This is a genomic window from Flexivirga lutea, assembly GCF_054778955.1.
In genome coordinates this window covers 388,740-413,193 of record NZ_BAAGZB010000002.1, presented here as the reverse complement: position 1 = coordinate 413,193, position 24,454 = coordinate 388,740, and the positions used below count along the sequence as shown (strand labels likewise).

The window sequence follows — 24,454 nt, the reverse complement described above, 5'->3', positions numbered from 1 at the left end:
GAGCCGTATGACGAGCAAGCAGAGCCTCCGCGAGGACATGACCGCAGCCCTCCGCGCCCGGGACCAGGTCCGCACCTCGACCCTGCGGATGGCGATGGCGGCCATCACCAATGCCGAGGTCGCCGGCAAGGAAGCCAAGGAGCTGACCGACGACGAGGTGCAGCAGGTGATCGCCAAGGAGGCCAAGAAGCGCCGCGAGGCCGCCGAAGCGTATGACGGCGCCGGCCGCACCGAGCTGGCGGAGAACGAACGCGCCGAGCTTGCGGTGCTCGAGGAATACCTGCCGCGGCAGCTGGGCGACGACGAGCTGTCCGCTCTGGTCGCCGACGCGATCAGCGAGACTGGCGCGCAGGGTATGGCGGGCATGGGTCAGGTCATGAAGGCCGTGCAGCCCAAGGTGGCCGGCCGCGCCGAGGGTGGCCGTGTCGCCGCCGCGGTGAAGCGGGCGTTGCAGGGCTGAGTCGGTACGGGAGGAGACTCCCGCAGTAACCGCGCCTCGGGTCTCGATACGCTCCCCCGCTTCGCTCCTCCGCTACTCGACCAGCGCGGCGCGCCTATTTCTTCGACGGCGGGCCGCCGGTGTGCCGGGGCGGTCCGGTCTGCTTCGGCGGTTCGGTCGTCTTGGGCGGCTGCGTGGTCGTCGTGGTGGCCGGCGGCGGTTGCGTCGTCGAGGACGGCGGCGGCGCCTGGGTCGTCGACGGCGGCTGGTAGGTCTGCGTCGTCGCGGGCGGCGGGTAGTAGGTCGGCGGGTTCGACGTCGTGGTCGTCTCGCTCGTCTTGGGCGAGGGCGAACTCTTCGGCGTCGTGCCGTCCGGCTTCATGAAGTATTCGATCGGCTGGCCCTTGAGCGCCTGATCCATGATGTTCTTCCAGATCGGCGCGGCCAGGTCACCGGCGAAGACATAACCCTTGTAGAAGTGGCCGGCGAGGGTGATGTCCTTCATGTACTTCGGCGCCTGGTGGTGGCCCACCCACACCGCCGTCGCCATCTGTGGGGTGTAGCCGACGAACCAGATGTTGGCCGATCCGTCCTCGGTGCCGGTCTTACCGGCGGCCTGCCGGTCGCCGGCCAGCAGGATGTCGCCGTGGGTGGTGCCGCGGGGGTCGGTGAGCACCGACTCGAAGATCTTGCTCGTCTCCGCGGCGACCTTCTTGCTGATGATCCGCTTGCACTTGATGCCGGACAGCTTCAGCTTCTTGCCGTTGCCGTTCTTGATCGACACGACCGGGTGCGGCGGGCAGTACATGCCACCGGAGGCCACGGTCGCGTAGGCGTTGGCCAGATCCACCGGGGTGACGTTCGAGGTGCCGAGGGTGATCGACGCCGGCGTCGCCTTGATCGTCTTCCCGGTGCCACTCTGCACGCCGAACTTGTCGGTCGTCTTCAGCACGTTGCAGGCGCCGAGCTGGCTGACCATGGTCGCGAAGACGGTGTTGACCGACTGCGCCGTGGCGTCCGTCAGCGACATGTAGGAGCCGGCCTTCGGGTACGGCTTGTCGTTGGGCAGCACCCACTTCTCGCCGCGGCCGAGGCCACAACCGGCGGGGAAGTCCTGGTGGGTGAAGGCGTGTGCCGGCGCACCGGCCGCGGAGGTGGTGTCGTAGACCGGCACCTGGATCTTCTTGTCCGGGGACCAGCCGTTCTCCAAGGCCGTGATCACCGCGAAGATCTTCGCGGTCGACCCGTAGGCGTAGCCCTCACCCGACACGGTGAAGTCCGAGGCGCTCTTGCCGCTGCCGCCGGCGTTGGAGTAGCTCGTGTTCTGGCCGCTGGCGAGCACCAGGCCGGTGCCCGGCTGCACGATCACGCCGGCCGAGTCGATGCCTTCGCTGTTGCCCTGCGGCACCTTGGCGCGGATCTGCTTGTCGATGATGTCGGCCATCTTCGGGCTGAAGCTGGTCTGGATCGTCAGGCCGCCGCTCTCCAGCGTCGCCATCCGTTCCTTCGGGTTCTTGCCCAGGGCCGGCTGGGTCTGCAGCCAGTCGATGACGTAGTAGCAGAAGTAGGCGTACTTGGAGTTGGCGCAACTGTTGGACTGCACCGGGTGTGGGTTGAGCTTGAGCTTGGTGTTCTGCGCCTTGATCATCTGGTCGCGCGTGATCATCTTCTGCTGGTACATCTTGGTCAGCACGACATTGCGGCGGGCGACGGCGCCCTTGGCGTTGGTGAACGGGTCGAGGTTGCCCGGTTCGTTGACCACGCCGGCCAGCAGCGCCGACTGCGGCAGGTTGAGCTCGGAGGCGTGCACGCCGAAGTACTGTCGCGCGGCTGCTTCCACGCCATACGCCTGACCGCCGTAGTAGACGAGGTTGAGGTAGCCGTCGAGGATCTGGTCCTTGGTGTACTTCTGCTCCAGCGAGACCGCGTACTTCAGCTGCTGCAGCTTGCGGACGTAACCCTCCATGCCGGTGCGGCTGACGGCCCGCTTGGCCTTCTCGGTGTTGCCGGCGTTGATCGCCTGGTTCTGGATGGCGATCTTGACGTACTGCTGGGTGAGCGTGGAGGCGCCCTGCGTGCCGTTGCTGAAGATGTTGGAGCCGATGGCGCGGAACAGGCCCCTGGAGTCCAGGGCACCGTGCTCGTAGAAGCGCTCGTCCTCGATCGCGACCTGCGCGTGCTTCATGTAGTCGGAGATCTTGTTGAACGGCACGACGATGCGGTTCTGGTTGAACGGCGTCGCCAGCACCGAACCGTCGGAGGCCAGGATGCGCGACTGCTGCGCAAGCGGGTTCATCGCGAACGACCCCGGCATGTCGTTGAACAGCTTCACCCCGCCGTTGGTCGCCTGACCCGCGGCGCCGATCGCCGGCAGGAAGAGGCACGCCACGATCAACCCCATCGCCACGGCGGTGGCCACGAAGGCGCCGAGCAGGCTGAAGACAGAGCCGAGGCGGGACGCAACACGCATGCGACGCAGGGTAACCGCCGAAACTGTCATCCCCTGAATTCCACGGTGGTATGCCGCCCGTGGGCTGTCCCGGCGCCGCAGGGGCGCAGCATCATAGACGACCGACCAACTCCGCCCGTATAGTTCCAAATGACTAGCCAGAAGTAGTCCCCCGAGCATCTGGCTACTCGGGCTCGGGATCAGTATGGTGACCCAAGACACACGCGGGGGCGTGACAAACGGGCGGGGAAGGTCGAGAGCGAGAACATGACTGCTGTGATGCCGGAGAAGGCGACCTGGGACGACAACTGGGCGGCGCGCGCTGTATGCCGCACGGGGGCGTCCCCGGACGAGCTCTTCGCCAAGGGGGCTGCGCAGCAGTCCGCCAAGGTGATCTGCCAGCGGTGTCCGGTGGTCGCCGAATGCCTCGCGGACGCCCTGGACAACCGCACCGAGTACGGCGTGTGGGGCGGCATGACCGAGCGCGAGCGCCGCGCCCTGCTGCGTCGGCGGCCCGATGTGCCCTCGTGGGCGCAACTGTTCAAGCTCGCCCGCGCCGACGAGGCCAAGGACTGACGGACGGCCCGCGAGTAAACGGCGACTGTCGTCACTTACTCGCCGGCGGGCGGGGTTTTCCGCGAGTAGACCGCGACTGTCGTCCCTTACTCGCCGGCGTCACCGTCAATCGGCCAATTGGACGCCGATGTCGCGCAGCTGTTCCACGTCGTTCACATCCTCGGCCGAAGCGGCCACGCTGACCTGCGGGATCGTGGGATGGGCCGCGGTGAAGCGGCCGATCGCCGCCTCCTGGCGAGCCGCCTGAGCCGACCGCTGGGCGTGCAGCCGCAGCAGGCCGGCGGTGTCCGCGGGCTGCCAGCCCGCCCCCTTACGCGGTACGAGCTCATCCGCCTCGTCGGCCGCGGCTTCCGCCCGGCCCTCCCGCAGTGACGGCACGTGGGTGCGTTCCACCCGGTTGACCACCAGGCCGGCCAGCGGCATACGCTCCTCGGCCAGCCGCCCGGCGAAGAACGACGCCTCGCGCAGCGCGTCCCGCTCGGGGGTGGCCACCACCACGAACGCCGTCGCCGCGTCGCTGAGCAACGCGTACGTCTGGTCGGCGCGCTCCCGGAAGCCGCCGAACATCGAGTCCAGCGCCGCCACGAACGTCTGCGCGTCCCGCAGCAACTGCCCGCCGAGCACCTTCGACATCACAGCGGTCATCGTGGTGACGCCGACCGACATGACCTTCAGGTAGGCGCGCCCGCCGGCCTTCGCCGGCGACATCAGCAACCGGATGAACTTACCGTCGAGGAACGACCCGAGCCGCTTGGGCGCGTCCAGGAAGTCCAGTGCCGAGCGCGACGGCGGCGTGTCCACGACGATGAGATCCCAGCGGGCGTCGCCGTCGGCCTGCTCGGCGTGCAGCTGGCCCAGCCGCTCCATCGCCATGTATTCCTGCGTGCCGGCGAACGAGCTCGAAACCGCCTGGTAGAACGGGTTTTCCAGGATCTGCTGCGCCTTGTCCGGGTTCGAGTGCCGCAGCACGAGCTCGTCGAAGGTGCGCTTCATGTCCAGCATCATCGCGTCGAGGGAACCGCCGGCCGAGTCGTCGATGGCCTCGACCGGCGCCGGCTCGTTGTCCAGGTGCTCCAGGCCGAGCGCCTGCGCCAGGCGCTTGGCCGGGTCGATCGTCAGCACCGCAACTGCGCGGCCCTGCTCCGCAGCACGGATGGCGATCGCGGCCGCGGTCGTGGTCTTGCCCACGCCGCCGGACCCGCAGCACACGATCGTGCGCACCGAATGGTCCTGTAGCAACGCGTCGATGTCGAGGGTGGGTGTCTGCGTCATACCGCCGCCTCCTCGCCGGTGAGCTGCTCGCCGAGCAACGCCGAGAGCTCGAGCAGACCGCCGGCGTCGAGCCCCTCCGGCAGCAGCGGCAGGTGGCAGGTCGGCAGGTGCAGCTCGTGCAGCGTGGTCCGCTCGCGCTCCTGCAGGGCGAGCCGCTGGACGAGGTCCAGACCGGTCTGGGTCAGTCCACGCACCAGGCGCGGACCGACGCGCAGACCGACCGCGGCCAGGTCCTCGCCGAGCGGGCCGGTGTCGAAGCCGTCCGTCGCCAACAACTCCAGGGTGCGGTCGCCGACCGGGGGAGTGACCTCTTGGTTGATGATGACCGCACCGAGCGGCAGCGAGATGGCGCGCAGCTCGGCCACGGCCTCGACCGCTTCTTGGACCGGCATCTCCTCCAGCAGGGTCACCAGGTGCACGACGGTCTGCGACGACTGCAGCATCGCGGTGATGGCGTCCGCCTGGTTCTTGATCGGACCGACCTTGGCCAGCCCGGACATCGCGTGGTTGACACCGAGGAACTGGCCGACCCGGCCGGTCGGCGGGGCGTCGAGCACGACGGCGTCATACAGCTGGTCGCTGCGGGTGCCGCGCCGGCTCGGACGACGGCGCACCGCCTCGTAGACCTTGCCGATCAGCAGCACGTCGCGCAGGCCGGGCGCCACCGTGGTGGCGAAGTCGATGACGCCGAAACGCTCCAGCATGCCGCCGGCCATGCCGAGCTTGTAGAACATCTGCAGGTATTCCAGCAGCGCCGCCTTCGGATCCACCGACAACCCCATGACCTGGCCACCGCCGGGGCCGGTGGCGACCTGCACCTCGTCGTCGCCGAGCCGTGGCACGTCGAAGACGCCACTGATGCCCTGGCGGCCCTCGACCTCGACCAGCAGCACCCGCTTGCCCTCGGTCGCCAGCGCCATCGCCAGGGCGGCGGCCACGGTGGTCTTGCCCGTGCCGCCCTTGCCCGTCACCACGTGCAGGCGCACGCCGTCCCAGTCGCCGGTGCTCATGGCTCCACGGTATCGGGGCGGTCAGCGCAGGATCGCGTCGATGGCTGCCACCGTGTGGGCGAAGTATGGCGAGCTCGGGTCGATCAACTCGAAGTGTCCGCAGCCGGCCAGCACCTGTAAGGGCAGCCCGTTGCCCGCAGCCGCCTGAAAGCTCTCGGAGATCTCCACCGGCACGCGGTCGTCGGCTGCTCCGTGCACCAACCGGACCGGCACCGGCGGGCGCCCCAGCATCGCGGGATCGGCGCTGCGCCATGCGGATTCGGGAGCGGCACCCATCAGCGCGGCGGCGGCGCCGTCACCGAGGCCGAGGTCGCGGGTCAGGTGCAGGTCCACGCAGCCCGCGAGCGAGACGACGCCGGTCACCGGCACCGACTGGTATGCCGCCCAGGTCGCCAGGTGCCCACCCGCGGAGTGGCCGAGCAGCACCGTCCGGTCGGGCAGGTCGGGATCGGCCCGGACAGCTTCGATGGCGGCGAGCACGTCCGCGGCCATCGCCGGCCAGTCGCCCGGGATCCGCCGGTATTCGATGGTGGCCACGTGAAAGCCGTCCTGTGCCAGCGCATTGGACTGCTGCCCGGCGTGCGAACGGTCGTACGACGGCCGCCAGAAGCCGCCGTGTACGACAACCACCGTCGCACCGCGCGGCGTCATCGTCGGCCGGCGGAGGTCGATGACCTGGTCGGGCGACTCGCCGTACGCGATGGTGCGGTCCGGGAGCGGCTGCTCTGCGTCGAGAATGGACATCCACGCGAGCGTACTTGTACGGCGTGGCGCGTCACGGCTGGCAAGCGGACGACGGGGGAGGGGTTCACACGATCCCGGCGGATCCGACGGTGTGCTCGAAGATCAGGCTGGTCTCCGTGCTCGCGACCTCACGCGTCTTGCTCAGGCCTTCCACGAAGTTGCGCAGATCCTCCGTCGACGCGGCCGCCACGTGCACCTGGAAATCGTCGACACCGGCGACGAAGTAGACGTTCAGGACGCCGGGGAGCCGCACCAGGCCGGCCGCGTAGCGGGGTATCTGCCCGCGAGCCGTCGGCTGGAGCCGCACCGCGACGATCGCCTGGATGCCGTAGCCCAGCGCTTCGGGGGCGATGTCGAGCCGGAAACCACGGATGACACCGCGGTCGATCAGCCGCCGCACCCGGAAGTGGCACGTCGAAGCCGCGATTCCGACCCGCTTGGCAAGGGCACTGTTGGACAGCCGGGCATCCTCGGACAGCGCTCTGAGCAGCCGGCGGTCGATGTCGTCGATCGGTGTGTCGCGCGTCACCTTTCGCGGTCGCACATCCTCCATGACAGCGAGCTTATCCGATGTCCAGGTTGCAGAATGTGTGTTCATTCTTGCTCCTTGTTGAATATTCGCAGCAGGGACACCCAGGTACGGCGTGAGAAGTGCTGAAATGCTGTGCTACCAGTTGAAGGAAAGAGGTTGCCAATGGTGCTCGAACCCCTCCGGCCCGCCAAGGGCCAGGGCACCCCACATGTCGTCGTCGTCGGAGCGGGCATGGTCGGTCTTGCCACCGCCTGGCACCTGCAGGAACGCGGCGTGGAAGTGACCGTCGTGGAGCGGTCCGGCGTCGCGGCCGGCAGCTCCTGGGGGAACGCCGGCTGGGTGTCGCCCGGCCTGTGCGTGCCGCTGTCCGACCCTTCGGTGATCAAGTACGGCCTGAAGGCGTTGCTGGACCCCGACTCCCCGCTCTACATCCCGATGAAGCCGGACCCCAAGTTGGCCGCCTTCCTGCTGGGCTTCGCGCGCCGATGCACCCCGGGTCAGTGGAAACGCACGATGGACAAGTTCGTGCCGGTCAACCGGCAGGCGATCGAGGCCTTCCAGTTCCTGGAGGACCACGGCGTGCAGGCGAAGTCGCACGACGCGCCGATCATGGCGGCGTTCCGCCGCGCCGAGGATGCCGCCGGACTGGAGCACGAGGTCACGCTGATCCGTGAGGCCGGCCTGGACCTGGAGGCCACCGAGGTCGACAACGCGACACTGCGCGCCGAGTTGCCGATCGTGAGCCCGGACGTCGAGAAGGCGATCCGGCTGGGCGGACAGCGATTCATCAACCCGCCGGAATACGTCAACGCGCTCGCGGATGCCGTGGTGCAGCGGGGCGGTCACATGGTGATCGGGTCCAACGCGCGAGCGCTGCGGCACGGTCCGGGCGGGGTCACCGTGGAGATGGTCAGCGGTGAGCCGATCTCCGGTGATGCCGTGGTGATCGCGACCGGTGCCTGGCTGCCGGAGCTGGCGAAGGCGTGCGGGGTCAAGATCCCGGTGCGCGCCGGACGCGGGTACAGCTTCTCGGTCGCTGTCACGGACCCGGCGAACCGCCCCGTGCCGTGCCCGGTCTACTTCCCGTTCGAGCGGATCGCCTGCACGCCGCTGGGTGACCGCCTGCGGATCGGCGGCACCATGGAGTTCGCCGGCACCGAGGAGCCGCTGCACGTCGAGCGTGTCGACGCGATCGTCAAGAACGGCAAGCCGTTGCTGTCCGGCGTGGACTGGGACGACCAGCAGGACACCTGGGTCGGTGGCCGCCCGGTCTCCGTGGACGGCCTGCCGCTGGTCGGCGCGACGCGGGTGCCGCGCGTCTTCTCCAATGGCGGACATGGCATGTGGGGCATCACCCTCGGCCCACTGTCCGGTCAGCTGCTGGCCGAGCAGATGGTCACCGGTGTCACCCCGCCGGAGCTGCTCCCCTTCGACCCGACCCGCTGAGGTTACTTCGACCGAGAGGAGTACCCAATGACCGAGGGGAGTACGGAAAATGCGTGATTCGGTACTCCTGTCGGTCGTGCGGTACTCCTCTCGGTCGTGGGACTTCGTCGCGATACACCGCCCGTACCTCGCGGCACTCGACCCGCGTGGCCGGGAATAGGGTGACGAGCATGACCACGTGGGAATACGCAACCGTGCCGTTGATCGTGCACGCCACCAAACAGATTCTCGACCAGTGGGGCGAGGACGGCTGGGAGCTCGTGCAGGTCGTGCCGGGCCCCGACGGCAACAGCCTCGTTGCCTACCTCAGGCGTCCGAAGGAGCAGTGACAGATGTCCGCAGTTGAAGATCGCCTCGCCGAGCTCGGCCTGCAGGTGCCCGAAGTGGCCGCGCCGGTCGCGGCATACGTCCCGGTCGTGCAGGAGGGCAACCTGGTCTACACCTCGGGCCAACTGCCCGTGGTCGGCGGCAAGCTGGCCGCCACCGGCAAGGTCGGCGCCGAGGTGAGCGCGGAGGACGCCGCCCAACTGGCGCAGACGTGTGCGCTCAATGCGATCGCCGCGGTCAAGTCGCAGGTCGGTGACCTGGACAAGGTCACCCGGGTCGTCAAGGTCGTCGGCTTCGTCGCCAGCGCCCCGAGCTTCACCGCTCAGCCGGCCGTGATCAACGGCGCGAGCGAGCTGCTGGCCAAGGCCTTCGGCGACGCCGGCGCCCACGCCCGCTCGGCGGTCGGGGTGGCCGCCCTGCCGATGGACGCTCCGGTCGAGGTCGAGATCACCGTCGCCGTCCAGTAGGACCGTCCCGTATGCCGTCGACGCACGACCTGGAGTTGCCGCCGACGCTGCGCGAGCACGCGCTCAGCTGGCTCGCAATACCCGCGCCGGAGCGCCAGATCGCTCCGGCGCGGTTGGCGTCCACGGTGTTGTTGCTGCGCGAATCGAACGTGGGCACCGAGGTTTTCCTGCAGCGCAGGGTCTCGTCGATGAAGTTCGCGCCGTCGATGTGGGTCTTCCCCGGCGGTGGCGTCGACGCACGTGACGAGTCCGCCGGGGTGCCGTGGGCCGGGCCGTCGGCTGCCGACTGGGCTCGTCTGCTCGGGCTGCCCGCGCCCACCGCGCGGGCGATCGTCATCGCCGCCGTGCGGGAGGTCTTCGAGGAATGCGGCGTGCTGCTCGCCGGTCCCACGGCGCACGAGGTCGTCCTCGACGTGACCGGGGACGAGTGGCAGGCGGACCGCGCCGACGTGCTCGGCCGGACCCTGTCCTTCGGTGCGCTGCTGGAACGCCGGGGGTTGGTGCTGCGCTCGGATCTGCTGGCGGTGCAAGACCATTGGATCACCCCCGAGATGGAGCCGCGACGCTACGACACGTGGTTCTTCTCCGCCCGGCTGCCCGAGCGGCAGGTTGCCGACGACCGCACCACCGAGGCCGCCGAAGCCGTATGGCGTCGTCCGGGCGAGGTGCTGACCGAGGTGCGCGAGGGCACCGCGCGGATGCTGCCGCCGACCATCGTGCAGTTGCGCCGGATCGAGGCATGGGCCGACCTGACGCCGTCGACGGTCAATCGCGAAGGACTGCACGCCGTCCTGCCCGAGCCGGTGCAGGACGGCGCCCGGCTGCTGCTGCGCGCCCAGCTCAACGACTGACCTCCGTCATACCGAGCGGACACCACAGCGCCCACCGGACACATCATTCCGGCCGGGTGGCCATGAATGAGGTGTCCGGTGAGTATGTTTCGTGTCCGCTCGGTGAGAATGGGCCGGGTCAGCCGAGTGCCAGCGCACGCACCCGGCTCAGGTCGCCGTTGAAGTAGTCCTTGTCGATCGGCGAGGAGGTGTACTGCCACATCGTGTAGTAGGGCCAGCCGCCGGGGAGCGTGCCCGGTGTCGACGCGTAGCGGGCGATCCACAACGGGTTGGTCTGGTTGAACGCGGTCGAGTTGCCGGTGCAGGTGCTCCACCAGTCGGCCGTCGTGTAGATGACGGCGTCGCGACCCGTCAGGCGCTTGTATTCGTTCAGCCATGTCCTGATCCAGGTCACCATCCCGGACTTGGAGTAGCCGTAGCAGGTGGCGCCGTAGGGGTTGTACTCGATGTCGAGCATGCCGGGCAGCGTTTTGCCGTCGCGCGACCACCCGCCGCCGTGCGAGACGAAGTAGTCGGCCTGCGCGGTCGCGGACGTGGAGTATCCCGGGTTGGCGAAGTGGTAGGCACCGCGGATCATTCCGGCGCTGTAGCTGCCGTTGTACTGCTGCGCGAAGTACTGGTTCTTGTAATAGGTGCCCTCGGTCGCCTTGGTGTAGGCCCAGCGGACCCCGGAATTCCACTGCGAGCTCCAGTCGACGTTGCCCTGGTATGCCGAGACGTCGATCCCCGGAGTCCGGGCTGCGGCCAGTGCCGGGGACACGCGCGTCAGGCCGGCGCGGACGTGATCGGATCCGACGTGCTTCTCCCAGCCGGCGTAGGCGTCGCCGAGCTTGTGGATGCCGGCGCGCTGCGCGGCCTTCGTCGGGGTCTGGTGCGGCTTCTTGTCGGTGGAGACTGCGGCGTGGGCCGGTGCGGCGGAGGCGATGAGCGCGAAAGCGGCGATCGTGGCGCAGGCGGTGGGCAGGGTCTTCTTCATGGTCGGGGTCCTTTGCGCGAAGCGGTGGAACAGGGTGGAACAGCGGGACAGGGGAACCCCAACTGCACCAGCATTCACGGTATTCACACGTGTGCCAACGGGGTGTCAGCGTTCGGTCAACGTTTGACAAGTGCGCGAGTCGTGGACGACTGCGGCTAACGTGACGTGCTGTGACGACTGAAGCGGTATGGCGCGGCGGTGACCTCGGCGAGCACGCCCACGCGGTGCTGGCGCCGAACCCGGGACCGATGACCCTCGACGGCACGAACACCTGGGTGCTGCACGTGCCGGGTGACGCCACCGCGGTGGTGGTCGACCCCGGCCCGCTCGACGAGACACATCTGCAGGCGGTGCTGCGGTATGTCGAACACCTCGGAGCAGATGTCGCACTCACCCTCGTCACACACTGGCATCATGACCACACCGAGTCGCTGGGTCGCTGGGCCGAACTGGTCGATGCTCCGATCCGCGGCGGAGGCCATGGTCAGCCGCTGGTCGACGAGGAACGAATCGAGCTGGGATCGTTGCGGATCCGGGCGCTCACGACACCCGGCCACACCGCCGACTCGGTGTCGTTCCACCTGCCCGACGCCGACGTGCTCGTCACCGGGGACACCGTGCTGGGCCGTGGCACCACGGTGGTGGCACATCCCGACGGTGCGCTCGGGCCCTACCTGGCATCGCTGCAGCGGTTGCACGCCATCGCGGTCGAGCGCCCGACCGCGCTCGCGCCGGCGCACGGACCGAGCCACGCCGACGCGGCGTCGGTGATCGCGGCATACCTACAGCACCGCACGGAGCGGCTGGCCCAGGTGCGCGCGGCGCTGGCAGCCGGCGACGCCACGGCGCCCGACGTGGCGCAGGCGGTCGTCGAGCGCGTGTATGCCGACGTCCCCCGCGAGGTGTGGCCGGCGGCGAAGGCGAGTGTGCAGGCTCAGCTGGACTACCTCGCTGCAGGTTCAGCCTGACGGGGTGAGTGCGGCCAGCACGACGCTGATGTTGTCGTGGCCGCCGGAGGCGTTGGCGAAGTCGACCAGGCCCGCGGTGATCTCGGTGGCCGAGTCGCCGTGCGAGGAACGCACCCGCTGCACCAGGTCCCACAGATCGGCCGGCGCAGAGCAGTAGTTCCACAAACCGTCGGTGCACACGACGACCCAGCCGGGTTCGTCGGCGAGCAGATGCGCCATCCGCGGGGTGAGATCGGACGGTGCGGTGTGACCGAGCCAACGGGTGATGGCGTGGGCGTTGGGTGCGTTCTCGGCACTGTCGCGCGGCACGCCGCGGCGCATGAGTTCGCTGGCCATCGAGTCGTCCTGACCGAGTTGGACGGCGCGGTCCGGTCCGGAGCCGGGGATCCAGTAGACCCGGCTGTCGCCCACGTTGCCGCCGAGGACCAGGTTGTCCTCGATGATCGCTGCGGCGAGCGTGCAGGAAGGCGGGGTCGGGTCGTCCGGGTCGGTGCCGGTCCCTGCCGCGGCGTCGCTGGCGTCGCGGGCGGCGTCGGCGAAGGCCGCTGCCGCGGTGCGCAGCCACTGCTCGTCCGGCACTCCCTGGCGCGGCATCGGCCGGGCCAGCCGCTCCATCGCCGCGATCGCCGCAGCCTGGGAGGCGAGGTGTGAGTCGGTGGAGGTCGACACGCCGTCGCAGGCCACCAGGACCGCTCGTGCGCCGACCTCGGTGGAAGCGGCCAGGGCTATTGAGTCCTCGTTGCGGTGGTGCCGCCGGCCGATGTCGGACCGACCGGCGACCCAGCCGTGCGGTGAGAGCAGGACGTGATCGCGCGGGTCGCCGTCGCCGTGCTCCGCGTCGTGGGCCCGGTCACGCTCGATGCCCCGCTCGGCGTCGTGTTCGGTGCCCTGCTGGTGGCTCTGGTCCACTCCCGTGCCTTCCGTGGTTCGGCTGCCGCTGACGTCATCCGGACGACGTCGGGGCGTGCGTGGTTCCGGCCCGCGACGCGCGCCGGGGCACTGTGGGCCGCGCGGCCGGTCAGCGGGCGCGGCGCTGCAGCCGCTCGGTGTCGATCAAGGTGACGGCGCGCGCCTCGAGCTTGATCCAGCCGCGCGAGGAGAAGTCGGCCAGGGCCTTGTTGACGGTCTCGCGGGAGGCGCCGACGAGCTGGGCCAGCTCCTCCTGGGTCAGGTCGTGCGCGACCAGAGTGCCCTCGTCGGACGGCTGACCGAAGCGGCGTGAGAGGTCGAGCAGCGCCTTGGCGACACGGCCCGGCACGTCGGTGAAGACCAGGTCGCCCAAGGCCTCGTTGGTGCGTCGGAGACGGGCAGCCAGCGCTGACAGCATCGTCATCGCGATCTCGGGGCGGGTGCCCAGGTAGTCGGTCATGTCGGGGTGCGACAGCCCGACGAGCTCGGTGTCGGCGATGGCGCTGGCCGTCGCGGTGCGTGGGCCCGGGTCGAAAAGGCTGAGCTCGCCGAGCATCTCGCCCTCGCCGAGGATGGCCAGGAGGTTCTCCCGGCCGTCCGGCGAGCGGCGGCCGAGCTTCACCTTGCCCGCGGTGATGACGTAGAGGGAGTCTCCCTGCTCGCCCTCATGGAAGAGCTCCTGCCCGCGCGCGATCCTGGTGCGGGTCATCGTCGACAGCAATGCCTCGGCGGCATCGTCGTCGAGAGCAGCGAACAGTGGCGCTTTGCGCACGGCCTCGGTATCCACGATGTGCAGTCTGCCACGAGCCGCCGCTTCTGTTGCGAAGCTCACACGCCATGGCCCCGAATTCCGGTGTTCCCGCTGCTGTTCGGGGCAGGTGGGTCGTGCCCGGCGGGGGCCGACAACCGGGCCGTGCACGACCGCGGTGTCAACCGACGGCTGTCGGTGCGCTCAACTAAGGTCGATGCCCGTGAAGCCCATCGACGTCTCGGCCGAGTCGGACCTGTCCCGCACCCGCCGGGCCCGCAAGATGTTCCGGGCGCTGCAGGAGCAGTTCCCGCATGCCCACTGCGAGCTCGATTTCCGCACGCCGCTGGAGTTGCTGGTCGCCACCATCCTGTCCGCACAGACCACCGACGTGGGCGTCAACAAGGTGACACCGACGCTGTTCGCGCGCTACCCGGACGCGGCGGCCTACGCCGGCGCCGACCGCGAGGAGCTGGAGGAGCTGCTGCGACCGACCGGGTTCTACCGTGCCAAGGCCAAGTCGGTGATGGCGCTCGGTCAGGCGCTGGTGGAGCGCTTCGGCGGAGAGGTGCCGGCGCGACTGGAGGACCTGGTCACGCTGCCGGGCGTCGGGCGCAAGACCGCCTTCGTCGTGCTGGGTGACGCGTTCGGTCTGCCGGGGCTGACCGTCGACACCCACTTCGGCCGGGTGGTGCGCCGTGCCGGCTGGACCGACCTGGAGGACCCGGTCAAGGTCGAGCACGCGATCGGTGAGCTGTTCCCGCGCAAGGAGTGGACCCCGCTGAGTCACGTGCTGATCTTCGAGGGTCGGCGCATCTGCCACGCCAAGCGCCCGGCGTGCGGGGTGTGCCCGATCGCGCGCTGGTGCCCGTCCTACGGCGCGGGGGAGACCGACCCGGACAAGGCGCGCAAACTGCTGAAGTTCGAGCTGGCGCCGGGCGCCACCCGGCCCGAAGGTGTGCCCGAGCCGGCAGCGGTGCTGTGACGGAGTTCGTCCCGGCGCCGGCACCGGAGTGGCTGCGCGACCTGGAGCACCGCGCCCACGGGGCCCCCATGGTCACCGGACTGCCCGAGGCCGCCGGGCGGGACTCGGCGGTGCTGATGCTCTTCGGCCAGGACGAGCTCGGCGGGCAGGACGTGGTGCTCACCGAGCGGTCGGCCGGTCTGCGCAAGCACGCCGGTCAGGTGTCCTTCCCGGGCGGCCGGGTCGATCCGGGAGACGTCTCGGCGGCCGACACCGCGCTGCGGGAGGCCCACGAGGAGGTCGGCCTGGACCGGGAGGGTGTGCGTGTCGTCGGCGTGCTGCCGGCGTTGCCCCTGAGCGTCACCGGCTTCCGCGTCACCCCGATCGCGGCGTGGTGGGAGCGCCCCTCGCCGATCGGTGTCGTCGACCCGGCCGAGGTCGCGAGGGTGGAGCGGGTCCCGCTCGCCGCACTGGTCGACCCGGCCAACCGGTTCAGCGCGGTCGTCCCGGGCCGGGAGTTCGTGGCGCCGGCGTTCGAGGTGGACGGTCTCTACGTGTGGGGCTTCACCGCGATCCTGCTGGACGCGACGTTGCGGCTGGCCGGGATGGAGCTGCCGTGGGACCGCAGCGACCGTCGGCCGGTGCCCGGTCGCTATCTGCACGGCGGCTGAGCCCGCGGCATACAGGCGGCATACACGCAGGCGGAGCCGGGGGACTCGTGCGCCGAAAACGCGAGAGCCCCGGCGGACCGGGGCTCTCGTCGACGGGTACTTGCGATCAGACCTTCGGAGGCTTCACGGCCGCGACGGTGCGCTGTGCGTTGTCGATGGTGCGCTCCGGCTTGCCCTTGACCTTCTTCAGCGCGCTGATGCCGAGCAGCGCCAGGATCAGCGTGATGACCAGCAGCACACCAGCGGTGATCAGCATGCCCAGCCACACCGGCAGGCCGGCCGCGTGCAGGCCCCAGGCCAGCGTGAGCAGCAGGAAGCCGAGCAGGTAGAGGCCGAACAGACCGGCGGCGGCCAGCAGCCCGGCGCCCTTGCCGCCCTTGGCGACGTCGGCCTTGACCTCGACCTTCGCCAGCGCGATCTCGTCCTTGACGATCGCCTTCAGGTCGGTCGAGGCATCGGCGACCAACTGGCCGAGTGTGCGCTCCGTGCCCTTCGTGGTCTGGGCCATCGATTACTCCTCGTGTGTTGTCGGCTCGCTCAGCCTGTCATGGCCAGGATAAGTGCATCGAACTCACCGGTACCTTAGTCGGTTCGCGGCGAAGTGTTCCTGCCGTGGTTCAGTGCGTCGCGGCGGGTGGGTCCTGCTGGTAGCAGTCGGGCACCCCGTCGCCGTCGTCATCGCGCGACTCCTCCGCGTGGATGCGGCGGTATGTCGCATTGCGCATCCGCAGCACGACGGTGGCCAGCAGGGCGGCGACCAGCGACCCGCCGAGGATCCCCAGCTTGACGTGTTCGTCGGCGAGCGAGCCGTCACCGAAGGCCAGTTCGCCGATCAGCAGCGACACCGTGAACCCCACTCCCGCGAGCAGGCTGAGCCCGAAGACGTCCGACCAGGCCAGTTCGTCGTCGAGTTCGGCACGGGTCAATCGCACCGTCAGCGCGGTGCCGCCGAAGACACCGATCGTCTTGCCCAGCACGAGCCCGACGACGACACCGATGGTGATCGGGTCGCTGAGTGCGTCACCCAGTCCGCCGCCGACGACCGTGACGCCCGCGGCACAGAATGCGAAGGCCGGCACACACAGCGCTGCCGAGAAGGGCCGCAACCGACTGTCGATGCGGCCGCCCAGTGACCGGTCCTCCCCGCCTCGCGGGGTCACCGGGACCAGCAGGCCGAGCGCGACCCCGGCGACGGTGGCGTGCACGCCGGAGTTGAGCACTGCCAGCCAGGCGATCAGACCGAGCACGAGGAGCACCGGCAGGTTCCGGCTGCCGCGCATGCTCAGGCCGAAGCCGGCGAGCGCGAGCAGCGCCACCGCGAGCCAGATCGGGCTGATCGACGAGGTGTAGAAGAGCGCGATGATGGTGATCGCGATCAGATCGTCCACCACAGCGAGGGTGAGCAGGAACGAGCGCAGCGCCGACGGCAGGTGAGTGCCGATGACCGCGAGCACCGCCAACGCGAACGCGATGTCGGTCGCCGTCGGGATCGCCCACCCCTCGAGCGCACCCGCGCCGAGGCGCTGGCAGGCGGCATACAGGACGGCGGGGAGGGCGACGCCACAGCAGGCGGCGACGATCGGCACCGCCGCCTTGCCGGGATCGCGCAGGGCACCGTGGGTGAACTCGTGCTTCAGCTCCAGTCCGGCCAGGAAGAAGAAGATCGCCAGTAAGCCGTCCGACGTCCAGTGCGCCAGGCTGAGACGCAGATGCAGCACATCCGGCCCGATCTCGGACGCAACCAGCTGGTGGTAGCTGTCCCGCCACGGGCTGTTGGCCCAGACCAGGGCGGCGAGCGCAGCGATCAACAGCAGCGCACCACCGACGGTCTCCTGACGCAGCAGGGCGGCGACGCGGCGCGCTTCGGGCCAGTCGCCGTGGGAGAAGACACGGGTGATGGGCCGGATCGTCATACGGGGCCTTTCGGTGTGCGGGGTTGCGAACTACGACGCCGACCAGCAGTCCGGCCGAAGGACGGCCATCAAAATCAGAAGTGTGACGTGAAGATGAGGAACGAATCTTCGCGCCACACTTCCCGGCACACCGGTGTTCATTCTACCAAGGCTGCCCATTGACGCTCGAAACGGCGAGTGACGCAGCAATTGCTGCGTCACTCGGCGTTTACTGCGTCAACGGGGCGTGGGACGCCGATGGGCGATGCGTGATGCGCAGAGCTCGCGCGGTGTCAGTCCGGGAAACCGATGGTGTGCGCGGCGGTGTGGAAGGTGTAAGTGCACACCTGGTCGCCGGGTTCGAAGCTGCCGACCAATTGGCCGAAGAGGTCGAAGCCGATCACGCCGAAGACCTGCGTCCAGGCGGCCGCGAACCGGATCAGCACGTGTTCGGGCAGGTCGGTGTCCAGCGCGGCGCGCAGTTCCCTGGCCTGCCGACGGAGGAGTTGGCTCACCGGTGGCGCGGCTCGGTCGGTGTCGAGCCCTCCTGCGTGCCAAGCCTGTTCGGCCAGTCGTATGGCGGCGGCCGGCGTGCGTGCGGCATCCGGGACGGTGCCGGCCGGAGCCCGATAACCCGGGACCGGTGAGCCGAAGAGCAAGGCGTACTGGTGCGGGTGGTCATGTGCCCAGGTGCGGATCGCTTCGCACAGCGCGACGAACCGTCGGCCCGGCGCGGCGCGTCCGGCGGCCGCGGCCTCCGCGACGCCCGCGAGATCCCGGTAGCCCTCGATGATGAGTGCGGTGAGCAGGTCGTCCCGGCTGGCGACATAGCGATAGACGGCCGAGGAGACCATGCCCACGTCGCGAGCAACGGCTCGTAGCGACAGCGCGGCGGCCCCGTGCTCGGCCAGCTGGCTGCGGCCGGACTCCAGGATCCGCTCCATGGTGTCGATCCGGGCGCGTTCTCGCGGCGTCGTGCTCATGGCCGCGATGCTGGCAAGTGTGAGCACCGAACGCAAGAGAGAGCACTGCTCTTGTTTTGTCGATATGGCGGCAGTACTGTGGACGTGAGAGAGCGGTGCTCTCGCAATTTCAGGAGGCAGTCATGACCGTCCAGCTCGACCGGAGCACCCGGGTCTTCAACGCGATCGTCACCGGCCTTTCCCGACTGGGCATCAGCGCCTTCGGCGCGACGGAGCTGGTCGTCACCGGCCGCAAGTCCGGCGCGCAGCACAGCACGCCGGTCAACCCGCTGCGTGTGGACGGGCGGCTCTACCTCGTCGCGCCGCGCGGGCAGACCCAATGGGTGCGCAACGTGCGCCATACGCCCCGAGTGGTGCTGCGGACCGGCCGCTCGCACCAGGTGTACGAAGCCCGGGAGGTCACCGACGAGTCCGCCGTGCCGGTGATGCGTCACTACCTGAAGCGCTGGGCCTGGGAGGTCGGCCGCTTCTTCCCCGAAGGCGTCAGCGCGAAGTCGACGGATGCGCAGATCGCGGCCGTCGTGCCGGCGCACCCGGTCTTCCGGCTGGAGCGGGTCTGAGCGGCGGCCCGGGACCTGCAGCGCGAGACGGCCGCCGGGTCGGCAGCACGCCGTCGTCGCGGCGATGCGGTTGACTTGAGGTATGCCGCTCACCGATGAGGAGATCGATGCACTCGACAGTGCGGCACGCCGCACGCTCATCCGTCGGCTGCGGGTCGGTGTGGTGGGGGACGTCGGCGATGCCGCATTGCTGGCGGCCGAGCGGCGGGTCCGCCGACGGCGCGCGATCGCGCTGACGGTGACAGCGGTCGCGGCGGGCTTGCTGGTGCCGTGGACTGCTTACCTCGCGCTGAGCCTGCCGGACCGCTACGTCGCCCGGGCGTGGGCGTTGACCTGGGTCGGATTCGACGTGCTGCTCATCGTGCTGCTCGCCTTGACGGCTTTCTTCGCTTGGAAGCGGCGGATGCTCGTGGTCCTCACATCCTTCGGGGCAGGTGTGCTGCTGCTGGCGGACGGTTGGTTCGACGTCACGACGTCTGACGCCGACGACCTGCACCTGTCGGTGGCCTCCGCCATCCTCGTCGAGATTCCGCTGGCGATCTTCCTGATCGGTATGGCGATCAGCATCTCCTGGCGTGTCGCCGGTCTGCTCAACGCGCTGACCGGTCACGTCGCGCAGGGTCGATGGCGGATGCCCATCAACGGTGGCGTGCTGTGGGACAACGACGATGAGCCGGACGAGCCCGGAACGTGACACCGCCTATCCTCGGGTGGTTCCCACCGACCGCGCGAGGAGTGCGACACCTGATGACCGCTGCGCTGACCGGGTTGACCGCGCTACCAGGGGTTGCCGCTGCGATCGATGCGGCACGCGAGGCATGCACCCAGTTGCGCTGGCATGCGGCGCTACGGCGCAGGATCCCCGAGGCCGCGGCCGAGTCACGCGTGCGTGGGGCGCGCTTCAGCGCGTTCCTCGATGGCGCCGAGTTCCCGATGGAGTTGGTCCGCGACGTGATCCGCGGAGCGGTGCCGCTGGGGCACGACGGCCCCGAGGAGCGGGTGCTGCACGGCGCCATACAGGCGACCGCCACGACCGAACAGCTCACCTCGATCGTGCTGGCCGCTCCGGCGCAGGCGCTCGCCCGGCTGCACACCGCCGCCGCCGCGGATCTCGCGGACGCAGCCCAGCTCGGCCGGCCGCGGTTGGCCGGCGAGACGGCCGCCGAGCTGCGGGACGTCGGCGAGCCACCGGACGCGGCGGCCGCCGGGGAGCGGTTGCGTGGGTTGGTCGGGCTACTCGCCGAGGCTCGGAACGAGCCAGGCATCCTCGTGGCGGCGATCGCCCACGCGGAGATCGCCACCGTGCGCCCGTTCACGCACGGAAACGCGGTGGTGGCGCGGGCAACGGAGCGCCTGCTGTTGCACGTGCTCGGCGTCGATCCGACCGGTGCCGTGGTCAGTGAAGCCGGCTACGCCCGCCAGGGCGCGGTCGCCTACCAAGGCGCGCTCGCGGCATACGCGACCGGCCGTCCGGACGGGGTCGCCCTGTGGCTGCGGCACTCCGCGGACGCGGTCGTCGCCGGCGCCGCCGAGGCCACCGCCATCGCCGACGCGGTGCTGGCCGGCAGGCTCGCCCCGCGCTGAGCGCAGGGCGGATTGTCCGCCCGGCCCGGCCCAGATTCAAGTCTTGTATGCCGCGGCCGATCGGAGTAGACCTGAGGCACGACGACGGATGGGAATCCGACGACCACCGCTCTCGAACCCGGCACCCACGCGGAGACAGTCCACGTTATGGACCGCTCGTCCGGGGCCTTGCGCCCTGGCGACAAACCTTGAGGATGCACGCCTGGTAACTGGACGTAGAAAGCGGTTGATGGCCCCGCCACCCTTGTGGCGGGGCCATCGTCTTCGTTCGGCGTCGTCAGCCGGGAGCAGGTCGAGCCGTCGGTGACGGCTTGCGGCGGTCCACCTGGCGGCACAACCGGCGACCGTTGCTGGTTGTGTACACCGGGCGGCTCACGACGGTGCTCGAACTGGCGACCGTTGCCGGTTGTGTGCACGGGCGCCCGCGCGGCTGTGAGTTCTCCCGTCCTTACCGAACCGCTGGAGTTCTGCGGAACGTAAGGACTTGTTATGGGATTTCGGCGGGCCATTGTGCTGCGTCGGCCGGCCGTCCAGACTTGATGGCGAAGCGCTCCCCCAGAGGTCGAAGCGCCGCTGCGAGTTCCTACCCCCCCCGGGGACTCGTTGCCGATGAAGACCCCCGCCACCCCCCCCGGCGGGGGTCTTCGCATGTATGTCGCCAGGACGCGTGGCGTGTTGTGCAGGATGCCGGCCGACCCCTTTCCGGTCCCCTCGTCCACACCCCGTCGGGGGGTCGGCCGGCATCCACAAGTAGCGACGTCACCGCTGCGCCCCGGGTTCCGGTCGGCCCACGATCGGCTGCATGAACGACGTACGGACGATTGCGGTGCTGGGTGCCGGCACCGGTGCAGGCGCGACCACGCTGGTGGTGGCGCTCGCGTGTCGCGCCCACGCCGCGGCGCGGCGAGTGGCGGCGATCGACGCCGACCCGTGCGGGGGCGGGCTCGACATCGCCTTCGGCATCGAGACCGAGCCGGGCATCCGGTGGGAGGATCTGCTCGGCTCGGACGGTCCGCTGGACGGTGCACGGCTCGTGGAGCGCCTGCCCGCCTGCGACGACGGTCCGGCCGTCGTCTCCTTCGGCCGTCAATGGTGCACGGTCGACGCCGAACTGCTCGAGCGCACGCTGGGCGGCATACAACAGGTGCACGAACTCGTGCTGGTCGACGTCGGTCGGCACGACCTGTCGCCGGCCGCGTTGGCCGACTACGACGACGTGCTCCTCGTTGCCCGCGGCACGGCGAGTGGGTTGGCCGCAGCCGGCGCGACGGCGCAACGCATCGAAAGAGTGCCGCGACTGGTGGTTCGCGGCGGCAACCGCGCCGCTGCCGGTGAGGCGGCTGCAGCACTGGGCCTGCACCTGGCCGCACTCCTGCCGACCGACCGGCGGCTCGCCCTCGACGCGGAGCGCGGCGTGCCGGCCGGGGCACGGGCGCGGTCGGCATACGTCGGCGAGTGCGACACGCTGCTGCGGGACCTGCTGCTGCCGGACGAGGCCGCAGCATGAGTGAGGCGGTCGGCGACGCCTTGTGGGCGCAGATCCGGGACGGCCGATCGCCGACCGACGAGAGCGTCGAGCAGCTTGCCGGGCTCGATGCGGCGGTGCTCGGCGAGCGCAGCGTGCGCAACCTCGCGGGCCGGTTGCACGCCGACGTCTTCGGCGCGGGTCCGTTGGAGCCGCTGCTGACCGTCGCGGATGTGACCGACGTGCTCGTCAACGGTGTCGCCGGCGTCTGGATAGACCGGGGTGCCGGTCTGGAACGCGCACTCGTCGAGATCGGCGACGCGGCAGCCGTCCGGCGGCTCGCGGTCCGACTGGCGACCCGTGCCGGGCGCCGGCTGGACGAGACGTCACCCTATGTCGACGGATTGCTGCCTGGCGGCGTCCGCCTGCACGCGCTGTTGCCGCCGCTGGTCGAGGGCGCGGCGCACATCAGTCTGCGGGTCCCACGGCGCGAGCCCCCCGCGCTCGCGCGGTTGGCCGAGTCCGGCACCTGCTGCCCGGAGGGCCTGGCGGTGCTGCGCCGGATCATCCAGACGCGTGCGGCCTTCGTCATCAGCGGCGGCACCGGATCCGGCAAGACGACACTGCTCGCCTCGATGCTCGCGGAAGTGGATTGCCTCGAGCGCATCGTCGTGGTCGAGGACGTGCGGGAGTTGCAGATCGACCATCCGCACGTCGTGCGGTTGGAGAGTCGTGCACCCAATGTCGAGGGCAAGGGCGAAATCACCCTCTCGACGCTGGTGCGTCAGTCGCTGCGCATGCGGCCGGACCGGCTCGTCGTGGGCGAGGTGCGCGGTGCCGAGGTCCGCGAGCTGCTCAGCGCCCTCAACACGGGACACGAAGGTGGCTGCGGCACGGTGCACGCCAACACCAGCAGTGATGTGCTGGCCCGTTTCGAGGCGTTGGGTGCGCTTGCCGCGATGTCCGGCGGTGCGGTGCGTTCGCAACTCGCCTCGGCGGTCCAGATCGTCATCCACGTGCGCCGGGAGGACGCTGCCCGGGTGGTCGCCGAGATCGGCGTCATCGACTGGGCCGGCGATCGATTGCGGGTGGTGCCGGCGATGCACCGCCTCGCGGGACGACTGCGGCCTGCGGATGGTTGGCCGCAATTGCTGGCCGTGCTCGACCGACACGCGTCGACCCGCGCGGCACCTGCCGACCGCCGCACTCCGGGGCCTGCCGCCCCTGCGACGGACCTGCGAGGAGGCGGACCGCGATGACCGTCCTGGCTGCGATGTGCGTCGTCGGCGCCATACTGTGCTGGCCACGAGGCAGGGCGCGCGGTGCGCCACCACGGCGGTTGCGGCCGATCCCCGGACGCCGATGGTGGCCCCGACGGATGGCCCACAACGCCGACCTCGACGCGCTCACCACAATGGTCGAAGGCATCGCGCCCGCGGTAGCGGCCGGAGTGACCCCGGCCACCGCCGTGGCGACCTCGGCGCTGCTCACGGCGTCGTCCGTCTCCGACGATGCGTTGCGGGCCGACCTGCACCAGCTCGCCCGACAGGCGAGCGCGGGCGTCGAGCTGGCCCCGCTGTGGTCCGGGCTGTCCGCTCGGCACCACGTGGCGGCGCTCAGTGAGGTGGCCCGTGCCTGGGCGCTCTCCGAGCAATTGGGTTGTGCGATCGGCGACGCGCTCGATGCGGCGACCGCGATGATGCGCGAGCAACTCGACCTCCGCCGCCGCATTGCGGCCGCCACGGCCGGACCCCGAGCGACCATGCAACTGCTCACGGTGTTGCCGGTGCTGGGTGTCGGGATCGCCATGGTCATCGGCGTCCCACCCTGGCGACTGTATGCCGGCCCGCTGGGCCTCACCGTGCTCGCCCTGGGTGGCGGCTTCGTGCTGGCCGGCCGGCGACTGACCCGGCGGATGATCCGCCGCGCCACAGCTCCGGCGGTGGTGTCGTGACCTTGCTGGCCGTGCTGCTCGTGGCCGCCCTCCCGGTGGTGTGGCCGGGCCGGGCTCTCGCCGGTCCCGCGCCGCCCGCTGGTGCGGTGCTCCGCCCTGCACCAGCGCGCGGCGCCACGTCACCGGAGGACGTGCTGAGCGTCGCCGGCGCGCTCGACCTGCTGGCGCTCGCCCTCGGCAGCGGCGTTCCGCTGGTTACCGCCGTCGAGGTGGTGGCCGGCCACAGTGGCCCGGTGGTGGCTGGGCAGCTGCGGCAGGTGGTCGCCGCCTTGCGCTGGGGAGTCGCCGAATCGCGTGCCTGGGACGGTTTGCCGAAGATCTGGCGGCCCGCGGGCCAGGCGGTGGCGTTGGCAGGGACAGCAGGCGTGCCACCGGCCGGTCTGCTGAAGCGAGCAGCTGCCGACATGCGTCGCTCCGAGCAGCGGCGCATCGAGGAAGCCACCGGCCGACTGTCCGTGCTGGTCGTCATACCGCTCGGGCTCTGCTTCCTTCCCGCATTCGCCCTCCTCACGGTGGTGCCGGTCATCGCGGCCCTCGCCGGAGACCTGCTGGCGGGCACCGCATGAGTGATTCGTCCGCGAGACCCGCGCCCGCGACCTGAGACCCGCGCCACTCCCGGCGCGCGGAAATGCTCTCGCGAAGAGCAATCCATCAACAGGAGGAGAGA

Annotated in this window: 27 protein-coding genes; 16 read left to right on the top strand and 11 right to left on the bottom strand. The window is 70.0% G+C overall.

Annotation, left to right across the window (positions count from 1 at the left end):
* Positions 1 to 7 precede the first annotated feature (7 nt).
* Positions 8 to 460 carry a GatB/YqeY domain-containing protein gene (locus ACYVBN_RS08400; protein WP_460600112.1) on the top strand — a complete coding sequence of 151 codons (453 nt, stop codon included), beginning with the start codon at positions 8 to 10 and terminating at the stop codon, positions 458 to 460.
* A 94-nt stretch (positions 461 to 554) separates the two neighbouring features.
* On the opposite strand, the gene ACYVBN_RS08395 is transcribed toward ACYVBN_RS08400, so the two are convergent.
* Complete coding sequence (locus ACYVBN_RS08395; RefSeq protein ID WP_460600111.1) at positions 555 to 2,909, bottom strand: transglycosylase domain-containing protein; 2,355 nt, start codon at positions 2,907 to 2,909, stop codon at positions 555 to 557.
* 246 nt (positions 2,910 to 3,155) lie between these two features.
* Between ACYVBN_RS08395 and ACYVBN_RS08390 the strand changes: the two genes are divergently transcribed.
* Positions 3,156 to 3,464, top strand: coding sequence for a WhiB family transcriptional regulator (locus ACYVBN_RS08390; protein WP_440283226.1), 309 nt, complete (start codon positions 3,156 to 3,158; stop codon positions 3,462 to 3,464).
* 105 nt (positions 3,465 to 3,569) lie between these two features.
* Here ACYVBN_RS08390 and ACYVBN_RS08385 read toward each other — a convergent pair whose 3' ends face one another.
* The 4 genes from ACYVBN_RS08385 to ACYVBN_RS08370 form a co-directional block, all read right to left on the bottom strand.
* Positions 3,570 to 4,736 (bottom strand): ArsA family ATPase, encoded by a 1,167-nt coding sequence (locus ACYVBN_RS08385; protein ID WP_440283227.1) that lies wholly within the window; start codon positions 4,734 to 4,736, stop codon positions 3,570 to 3,572.
* A complete protein-coding gene (locus tag ACYVBN_RS08380) occupies positions 4,733 to 5,746 on the bottom strand; it encodes a P-loop NTPase family protein (RefSeq protein ID WP_460600110.1) in 1,014 nt (337 codons plus the stop codon). The genes ACYVBN_RS08385 and ACYVBN_RS08380 overlap by 4 nt, the downstream gene beginning before the upstream one ends.
* Positions 5,747 to 5,767: 21 nt before the next feature.
* Entirely contained in the window at positions 5,768 to 6,490 is a 723-nt protein-coding gene (locus tag ACYVBN_RS08375; protein ID WP_460600109.1) for an alpha/beta hydrolase family protein, read from the bottom strand.
* A 64-nt stretch (positions 6,491 to 6,554) separates the two neighbouring features.
* Positions 6,555 to 7,043 (bottom strand): Lrp/AsnC family transcriptional regulator, encoded by a 489-nt coding sequence (locus ACYVBN_RS08370; RefSeq protein WP_460600108.1) that lies wholly within the window; start codon positions 7,041 to 7,043, stop codon positions 6,555 to 6,557.
* A gap of 141 nt (positions 7,044 to 7,184) precedes the next feature.
* Here ACYVBN_RS08370 and ACYVBN_RS08365 point away from each other — a divergent pair, with 141 nt between their 5' ends.
* The 4 genes from ACYVBN_RS08365 to ACYVBN_RS08350 all read left to right on the top strand — a co-directional run bounded on the left by ACYVBN_RS08365 (position 7,185) and on the right by ACYVBN_RS08350 (position 10,113).
* Positions 7,185 to 8,468 carry an NAD(P)/FAD-dependent oxidoreductase gene (locus tag ACYVBN_RS08365; protein ID WP_460600107.1) on the top strand — a complete coding sequence of 428 codons (1,284 nt, stop codon included), beginning with the start codon at positions 7,185 to 7,187 and terminating at the stop codon, positions 8,466 to 8,468.
* Between the two features lie 170 nt (positions 8,469 to 8,638).
* Positions 8,639 to 8,797 carry a DUF4177 domain-containing protein gene (locus tag ACYVBN_RS08360; protein WP_460600106.1) on the top strand — a complete coding sequence of 53 codons (159 nt, stop codon included), beginning with the start codon at positions 8,639 to 8,641 and terminating at the stop codon, positions 8,795 to 8,797.
* A 3-nt stretch (positions 8,798 to 8,800) separates the two neighbouring features.
* Positions 8,801 to 9,262: a RidA family protein gene (locus ACYVBN_RS08355; protein ID WP_460600105.1), complete on the top strand. Its 462-nt coding sequence runs from the start codon at positions 8,801 to 8,803 to the stop codon at positions 9,260 to 9,262.
* Positions 9,263 to 9,273: 11 nt separating this feature from the next.
* Complete coding sequence (locus ACYVBN_RS08350) at positions 9,274 to 10,113, top strand: NUDIX hydrolase (protein WP_460600104.1); 840 nt, start codon at positions 9,274 to 9,276, stop codon at positions 10,111 to 10,113.
* 118 nt (positions 10,114 to 10,231) lie between these two features.
* Here the strand turns inward: ACYVBN_RS08350 and ACYVBN_RS08345 are convergent, their stop codons facing one another.
* Positions 10,232 to 11,089, bottom strand: a complete 858-nt coding sequence (locus ACYVBN_RS08345) for a lysozyme (protein WP_460600103.1) — start codon at positions 11,087 to 11,089, stop codon at positions 10,232 to 10,234.
* Between the two features lie 170 nt (positions 11,090 to 11,259).
* Here ACYVBN_RS08345 and ACYVBN_RS08340 point away from each other — a divergent pair, with 170 nt between their 5' ends.
* On the top strand, positions 11,260 to 12,057 hold the full coding sequence (locus ACYVBN_RS08340) for an MBL fold metallo-hydrolase (protein ID WP_460600102.1): 798 nt from the start codon (positions 11,260 to 11,262) through the stop codon (positions 12,055 to 12,057).
* Here the strand turns inward: ACYVBN_RS08340 and ACYVBN_RS08335 are convergent.
* On the bottom strand, positions 12,049 to 12,966 hold the full coding sequence (locus ACYVBN_RS08335) for a PP2C family protein-serine/threonine phosphatase (RefSeq protein WP_460600101.1): 918 nt from the start codon (positions 12,964 to 12,966) through the stop codon (positions 12,049 to 12,051). The two genes, ACYVBN_RS08340 and ACYVBN_RS08335, sit on opposite strands and share 9 nt — an antisense overlap.
* A gap of 109 nt (positions 12,967 to 13,075) precedes the next feature.
* The gene (locus ACYVBN_RS08330; RefSeq protein ID WP_440283237.1) at positions 13,076 to 13,753 is read right to left on the bottom strand and encodes a Crp/Fnr family transcriptional regulator; all 678 of its coding nucleotides are present in this window, start codon (positions 13,751 to 13,753) and stop codon (positions 13,076 to 13,078) included.
* 178 nt (positions 13,754 to 13,931) lie between these two features.
* Here ACYVBN_RS08330 and nth point away from each other — a divergent pair, with 178 nt between their 5' ends.
* Together nth and ACYVBN_RS08320 are read left to right on the top strand one after the other, a co-directional pair.
* Positions 13,932 to 14,699 (top strand): endonuclease III, encoded by a 768-nt coding sequence (gene nth / locus ACYVBN_RS08325; protein WP_460600100.1) that lies wholly within the window; start codon positions 13,932 to 13,934, stop codon positions 14,697 to 14,699.
* Complete coding sequence (locus ACYVBN_RS08320) at positions 14,696 to 15,349, top strand: NUDIX hydrolase (RefSeq protein ID WP_460600099.1); 654 nt, start codon at positions 14,696 to 14,698, stop codon at positions 15,347 to 15,349. Before nth ends, ACYVBN_RS08320 begins: the two co-directional genes overlap by 4 nt.
* 106 nt (positions 15,350 to 15,455) lie before the next feature.
* Here ACYVBN_RS08320 and ACYVBN_RS08315 read toward each other — a convergent pair whose 3' ends face one another.
* The 3 genes from ACYVBN_RS08315 to ACYVBN_RS08305 all read right to left on the bottom strand — a co-directional run bounded on the left by ACYVBN_RS08315 (position 15,456) and on the right by ACYVBN_RS08305 (position 18,224).
* Positions 15,456 to 15,857 carry a phage holin family protein gene (locus ACYVBN_RS08315; RefSeq protein WP_460600098.1) on the bottom strand — a complete coding sequence of 134 codons (402 nt, stop codon included), beginning with the start codon at positions 15,855 to 15,857 and terminating at the stop codon, positions 15,456 to 15,458.
* Positions 15,858 to 15,966: 109 nt separating this feature from the next.
* Complete coding sequence (nhaA, locus tag ACYVBN_RS08310) at positions 15,967 to 17,262, bottom strand: Na+/H+ antiporter NhaA (RefSeq protein ID WP_460600097.1); 1,296 nt, start codon at positions 17,260 to 17,262, stop codon at positions 15,967 to 15,969.
* Positions 17,263 to 17,534: 272 nt separating this feature from the next.
* A complete protein-coding gene (locus tag ACYVBN_RS08305; RefSeq protein WP_460600096.1) occupies positions 17,535 to 18,224 on the bottom strand; it encodes a TetR/AcrR family transcriptional regulator in 690 nt (229 codons plus the stop codon).
* Between the two features lie 122 nt (positions 18,225 to 18,346).
* On the opposite strand from ACYVBN_RS08305, the gene ACYVBN_RS08300 reads away from it, so the two are divergent.
* The 7 genes from ACYVBN_RS08300 to ACYVBN_RS08270 all read left to right on the top strand — a co-directional run bounded on the left by ACYVBN_RS08300 (position 18,347) and on the right by ACYVBN_RS08270 (position 24,353).
* Positions 18,347 to 18,784 (top strand): PNPOx family protein, encoded by a 438-nt coding sequence (locus ACYVBN_RS08300; RefSeq protein WP_460600095.1) that lies wholly within the window; start codon positions 18,347 to 18,349, stop codon positions 18,782 to 18,784.
* Positions 18,785 to 18,866: 82 nt separating this feature from the next.
* Entirely contained in the window at positions 18,867 to 19,478 is a 612-nt protein-coding gene (locus tag ACYVBN_RS08295; protein WP_440283244.1) for a hypothetical protein, read from the top strand.
* A gap of 53 nt (positions 19,479 to 19,531) precedes the next feature.
* Positions 19,532 to 20,368 carry a Fic family protein gene (locus tag ACYVBN_RS08290; protein WP_460600094.1) on the top strand — a complete coding sequence of 279 codons (837 nt, stop codon included), beginning with the start codon at positions 19,532 to 19,534 and terminating at the stop codon, positions 20,366 to 20,368.
* 802 nt (positions 20,369 to 21,170) lie between these two features.
* Entirely contained in the window at positions 21,171 to 21,875 is a 705-nt protein-coding gene (locus ACYVBN_RS08285) for a CpaE-like family protein (protein ID WP_460600093.1), read from the top strand.
* A complete protein-coding gene (locus tag ACYVBN_RS08280; protein WP_460600092.1) occupies positions 21,872 to 23,092 on the top strand; it encodes a CpaF family protein in 1,221 nt (406 codons plus the stop codon). The genes ACYVBN_RS08285 and ACYVBN_RS08280 overlap by 4 nt, the downstream gene beginning before the upstream one ends.
* Complete coding sequence (locus ACYVBN_RS08275; RefSeq protein WP_460600091.1) at positions 23,089 to 23,787, top strand: type II secretion system F family protein; 699 nt, start codon at positions 23,089 to 23,091, stop codon at positions 23,785 to 23,787. The genes ACYVBN_RS08280 and ACYVBN_RS08275 overlap by 4 nt, the downstream gene beginning before the upstream one ends.
* The gene (locus tag ACYVBN_RS08270; protein WP_460600090.1) at positions 23,784 to 24,353 is read left to right on the top strand and encodes a type II secretion system F family protein; all 570 of its coding nucleotides are present in this window, start codon (positions 23,784 to 23,786) and stop codon (positions 24,351 to 24,353) included. The genes ACYVBN_RS08275 and ACYVBN_RS08270 overlap by 4 nt, the downstream gene beginning before the upstream one ends.
* Positions 24,354 to 24,454 lie beyond the last annotated feature (101 nt).

Bases quoted from the DNA above. Each gene is read 5' to 3' on its own strand.
- ACYVBN_RS08400 (WP_460600112.1), top strand. From the start codon at position 8: ATGACGAGCAAGCAGAGCCTCCGCGAGGACATGACCGCAGCCCTCCGC.
- ACYVBN_RS08395 (WP_460600111.1), bottom strand. From the start codon at position 2,909: ATGCGTGTTGCGTCCCGCCTCGGCTCTGTCTTCAGCCTGCTCGGCGCC.
- ACYVBN_RS08390 (WP_440283226.1), top strand. From the start codon at position 3,156: ATGACTGCTGTGATGCCGGAGAAGGCGACCTGGGACGACAACTGGGCG.
- ACYVBN_RS08385 (WP_440283227.1), bottom strand. From the start codon at position 4,736: ATGACGCAGACACCCACCCTCGACATCGACGCGTTGCTACAGGACCAT.
- ACYVBN_RS08380 (WP_460600110.1), bottom strand. From the start codon at position 5,746: ATGAGCACCGGCGACTGGGACGGCGTGCGCCTGCACGTGGTGACGGGC.
- ACYVBN_RS08375 (WP_460600109.1), bottom strand. From the start codon at position 6,490: ATGTCCATTCTCGACGCAGAGCAGCCGCTCCCGGACCGCACCATCGCG.
- ACYVBN_RS08370 (WP_460600108.1), bottom strand. From the start codon at position 7,043: ATGGAGGATGTGCGACCGCGAAAGGTGACGCGCGACACACCGATCGAC.
- ACYVBN_RS08365 (WP_460600107.1), top strand. From the start codon at position 7,185: ATGGTGCTCGAACCCCTCCGGCCCGCCAAGGGCCAGGGCACCCCACAT.
- ACYVBN_RS08360 (WP_460600106.1), top strand. From the start codon at position 8,639: ATGACCACGTGGGAATACGCAACCGTGCCGTTGATCGTGCACGCCACC.
- ACYVBN_RS08355 (WP_460600105.1), top strand. From the start codon at position 8,801: ATGTCCGCAGTTGAAGATCGCCTCGCCGAGCTCGGCCTGCAGGTGCCC.
- ACYVBN_RS08350 (WP_460600104.1), top strand. From the start codon at position 9,274: ATGCCGTCGACGCACGACCTGGAGTTGCCGCCGACGCTGCGCGAGCAC.
- ACYVBN_RS08345 (WP_460600103.1), bottom strand. From the start codon at position 11,089: ATGAAGAAGACCCTGCCCACCGCCTGCGCCACGATCGCCGCTTTCGCG.
- nth (WP_460600100.1), top strand. From the start codon at position 13,932: ATGCCCGTGAAGCCCATCGACGTCTCGGCCGAGTCGGACCTGTCCCGC.
- ACYVBN_RS08315 (WP_460600098.1), bottom strand. From the start codon at position 15,857: ATGGCCCAGACCACGAAGGGCACGGAGCGCACACTCGGCCAGTTGGTC.
- nhaA (WP_460600097.1), bottom strand. From the start codon at position 17,262: ATGACGATCCGGCCCATCACCCGTGTCTTCTCCCACGGCGACTGGCCC.
- ACYVBN_RS08305 (WP_460600096.1), bottom strand. From the start codon at position 18,224: ATGAGCACGACGCCGCGAGAACGCGCCCGGATCGACACCATGGAGCGG.
- ACYVBN_RS08300 (WP_460600095.1), top strand. From the start codon at position 18,347: ATGACCGTCCAGCTCGACCGGAGCACCCGGGTCTTCAACGCGATCGTC.
- ACYVBN_RS08295 (WP_440283244.1), top strand. From the start codon at position 18,867: ATGCCGCTCACCGATGAGGAGATCGATGCACTCGACAGTGCGGCACGC.
- ACYVBN_RS08290 (WP_460600094.1), top strand. From the start codon at position 19,532: ATGACCGCTGCGCTGACCGGGTTGACCGCGCTACCAGGGGTTGCCGCT.
- ACYVBN_RS08285 (WP_460600093.1), top strand. From the start codon at position 21,171: ATGAACGACGTACGGACGATTGCGGTGCTGGGTGCCGGCACCGGTGCA.
- ACYVBN_RS08280 (WP_460600092.1), top strand. From the start codon at position 21,872: ATGAGTGAGGCGGTCGGCGACGCCTTGTGGGCGCAGATCCGGGACGGC.
- ACYVBN_RS08275 (WP_460600091.1), top strand. From the start codon at position 23,089: ATGACCGTCCTGGCTGCGATGTGCGTCGTCGGCGCCATACTGTGCTGG.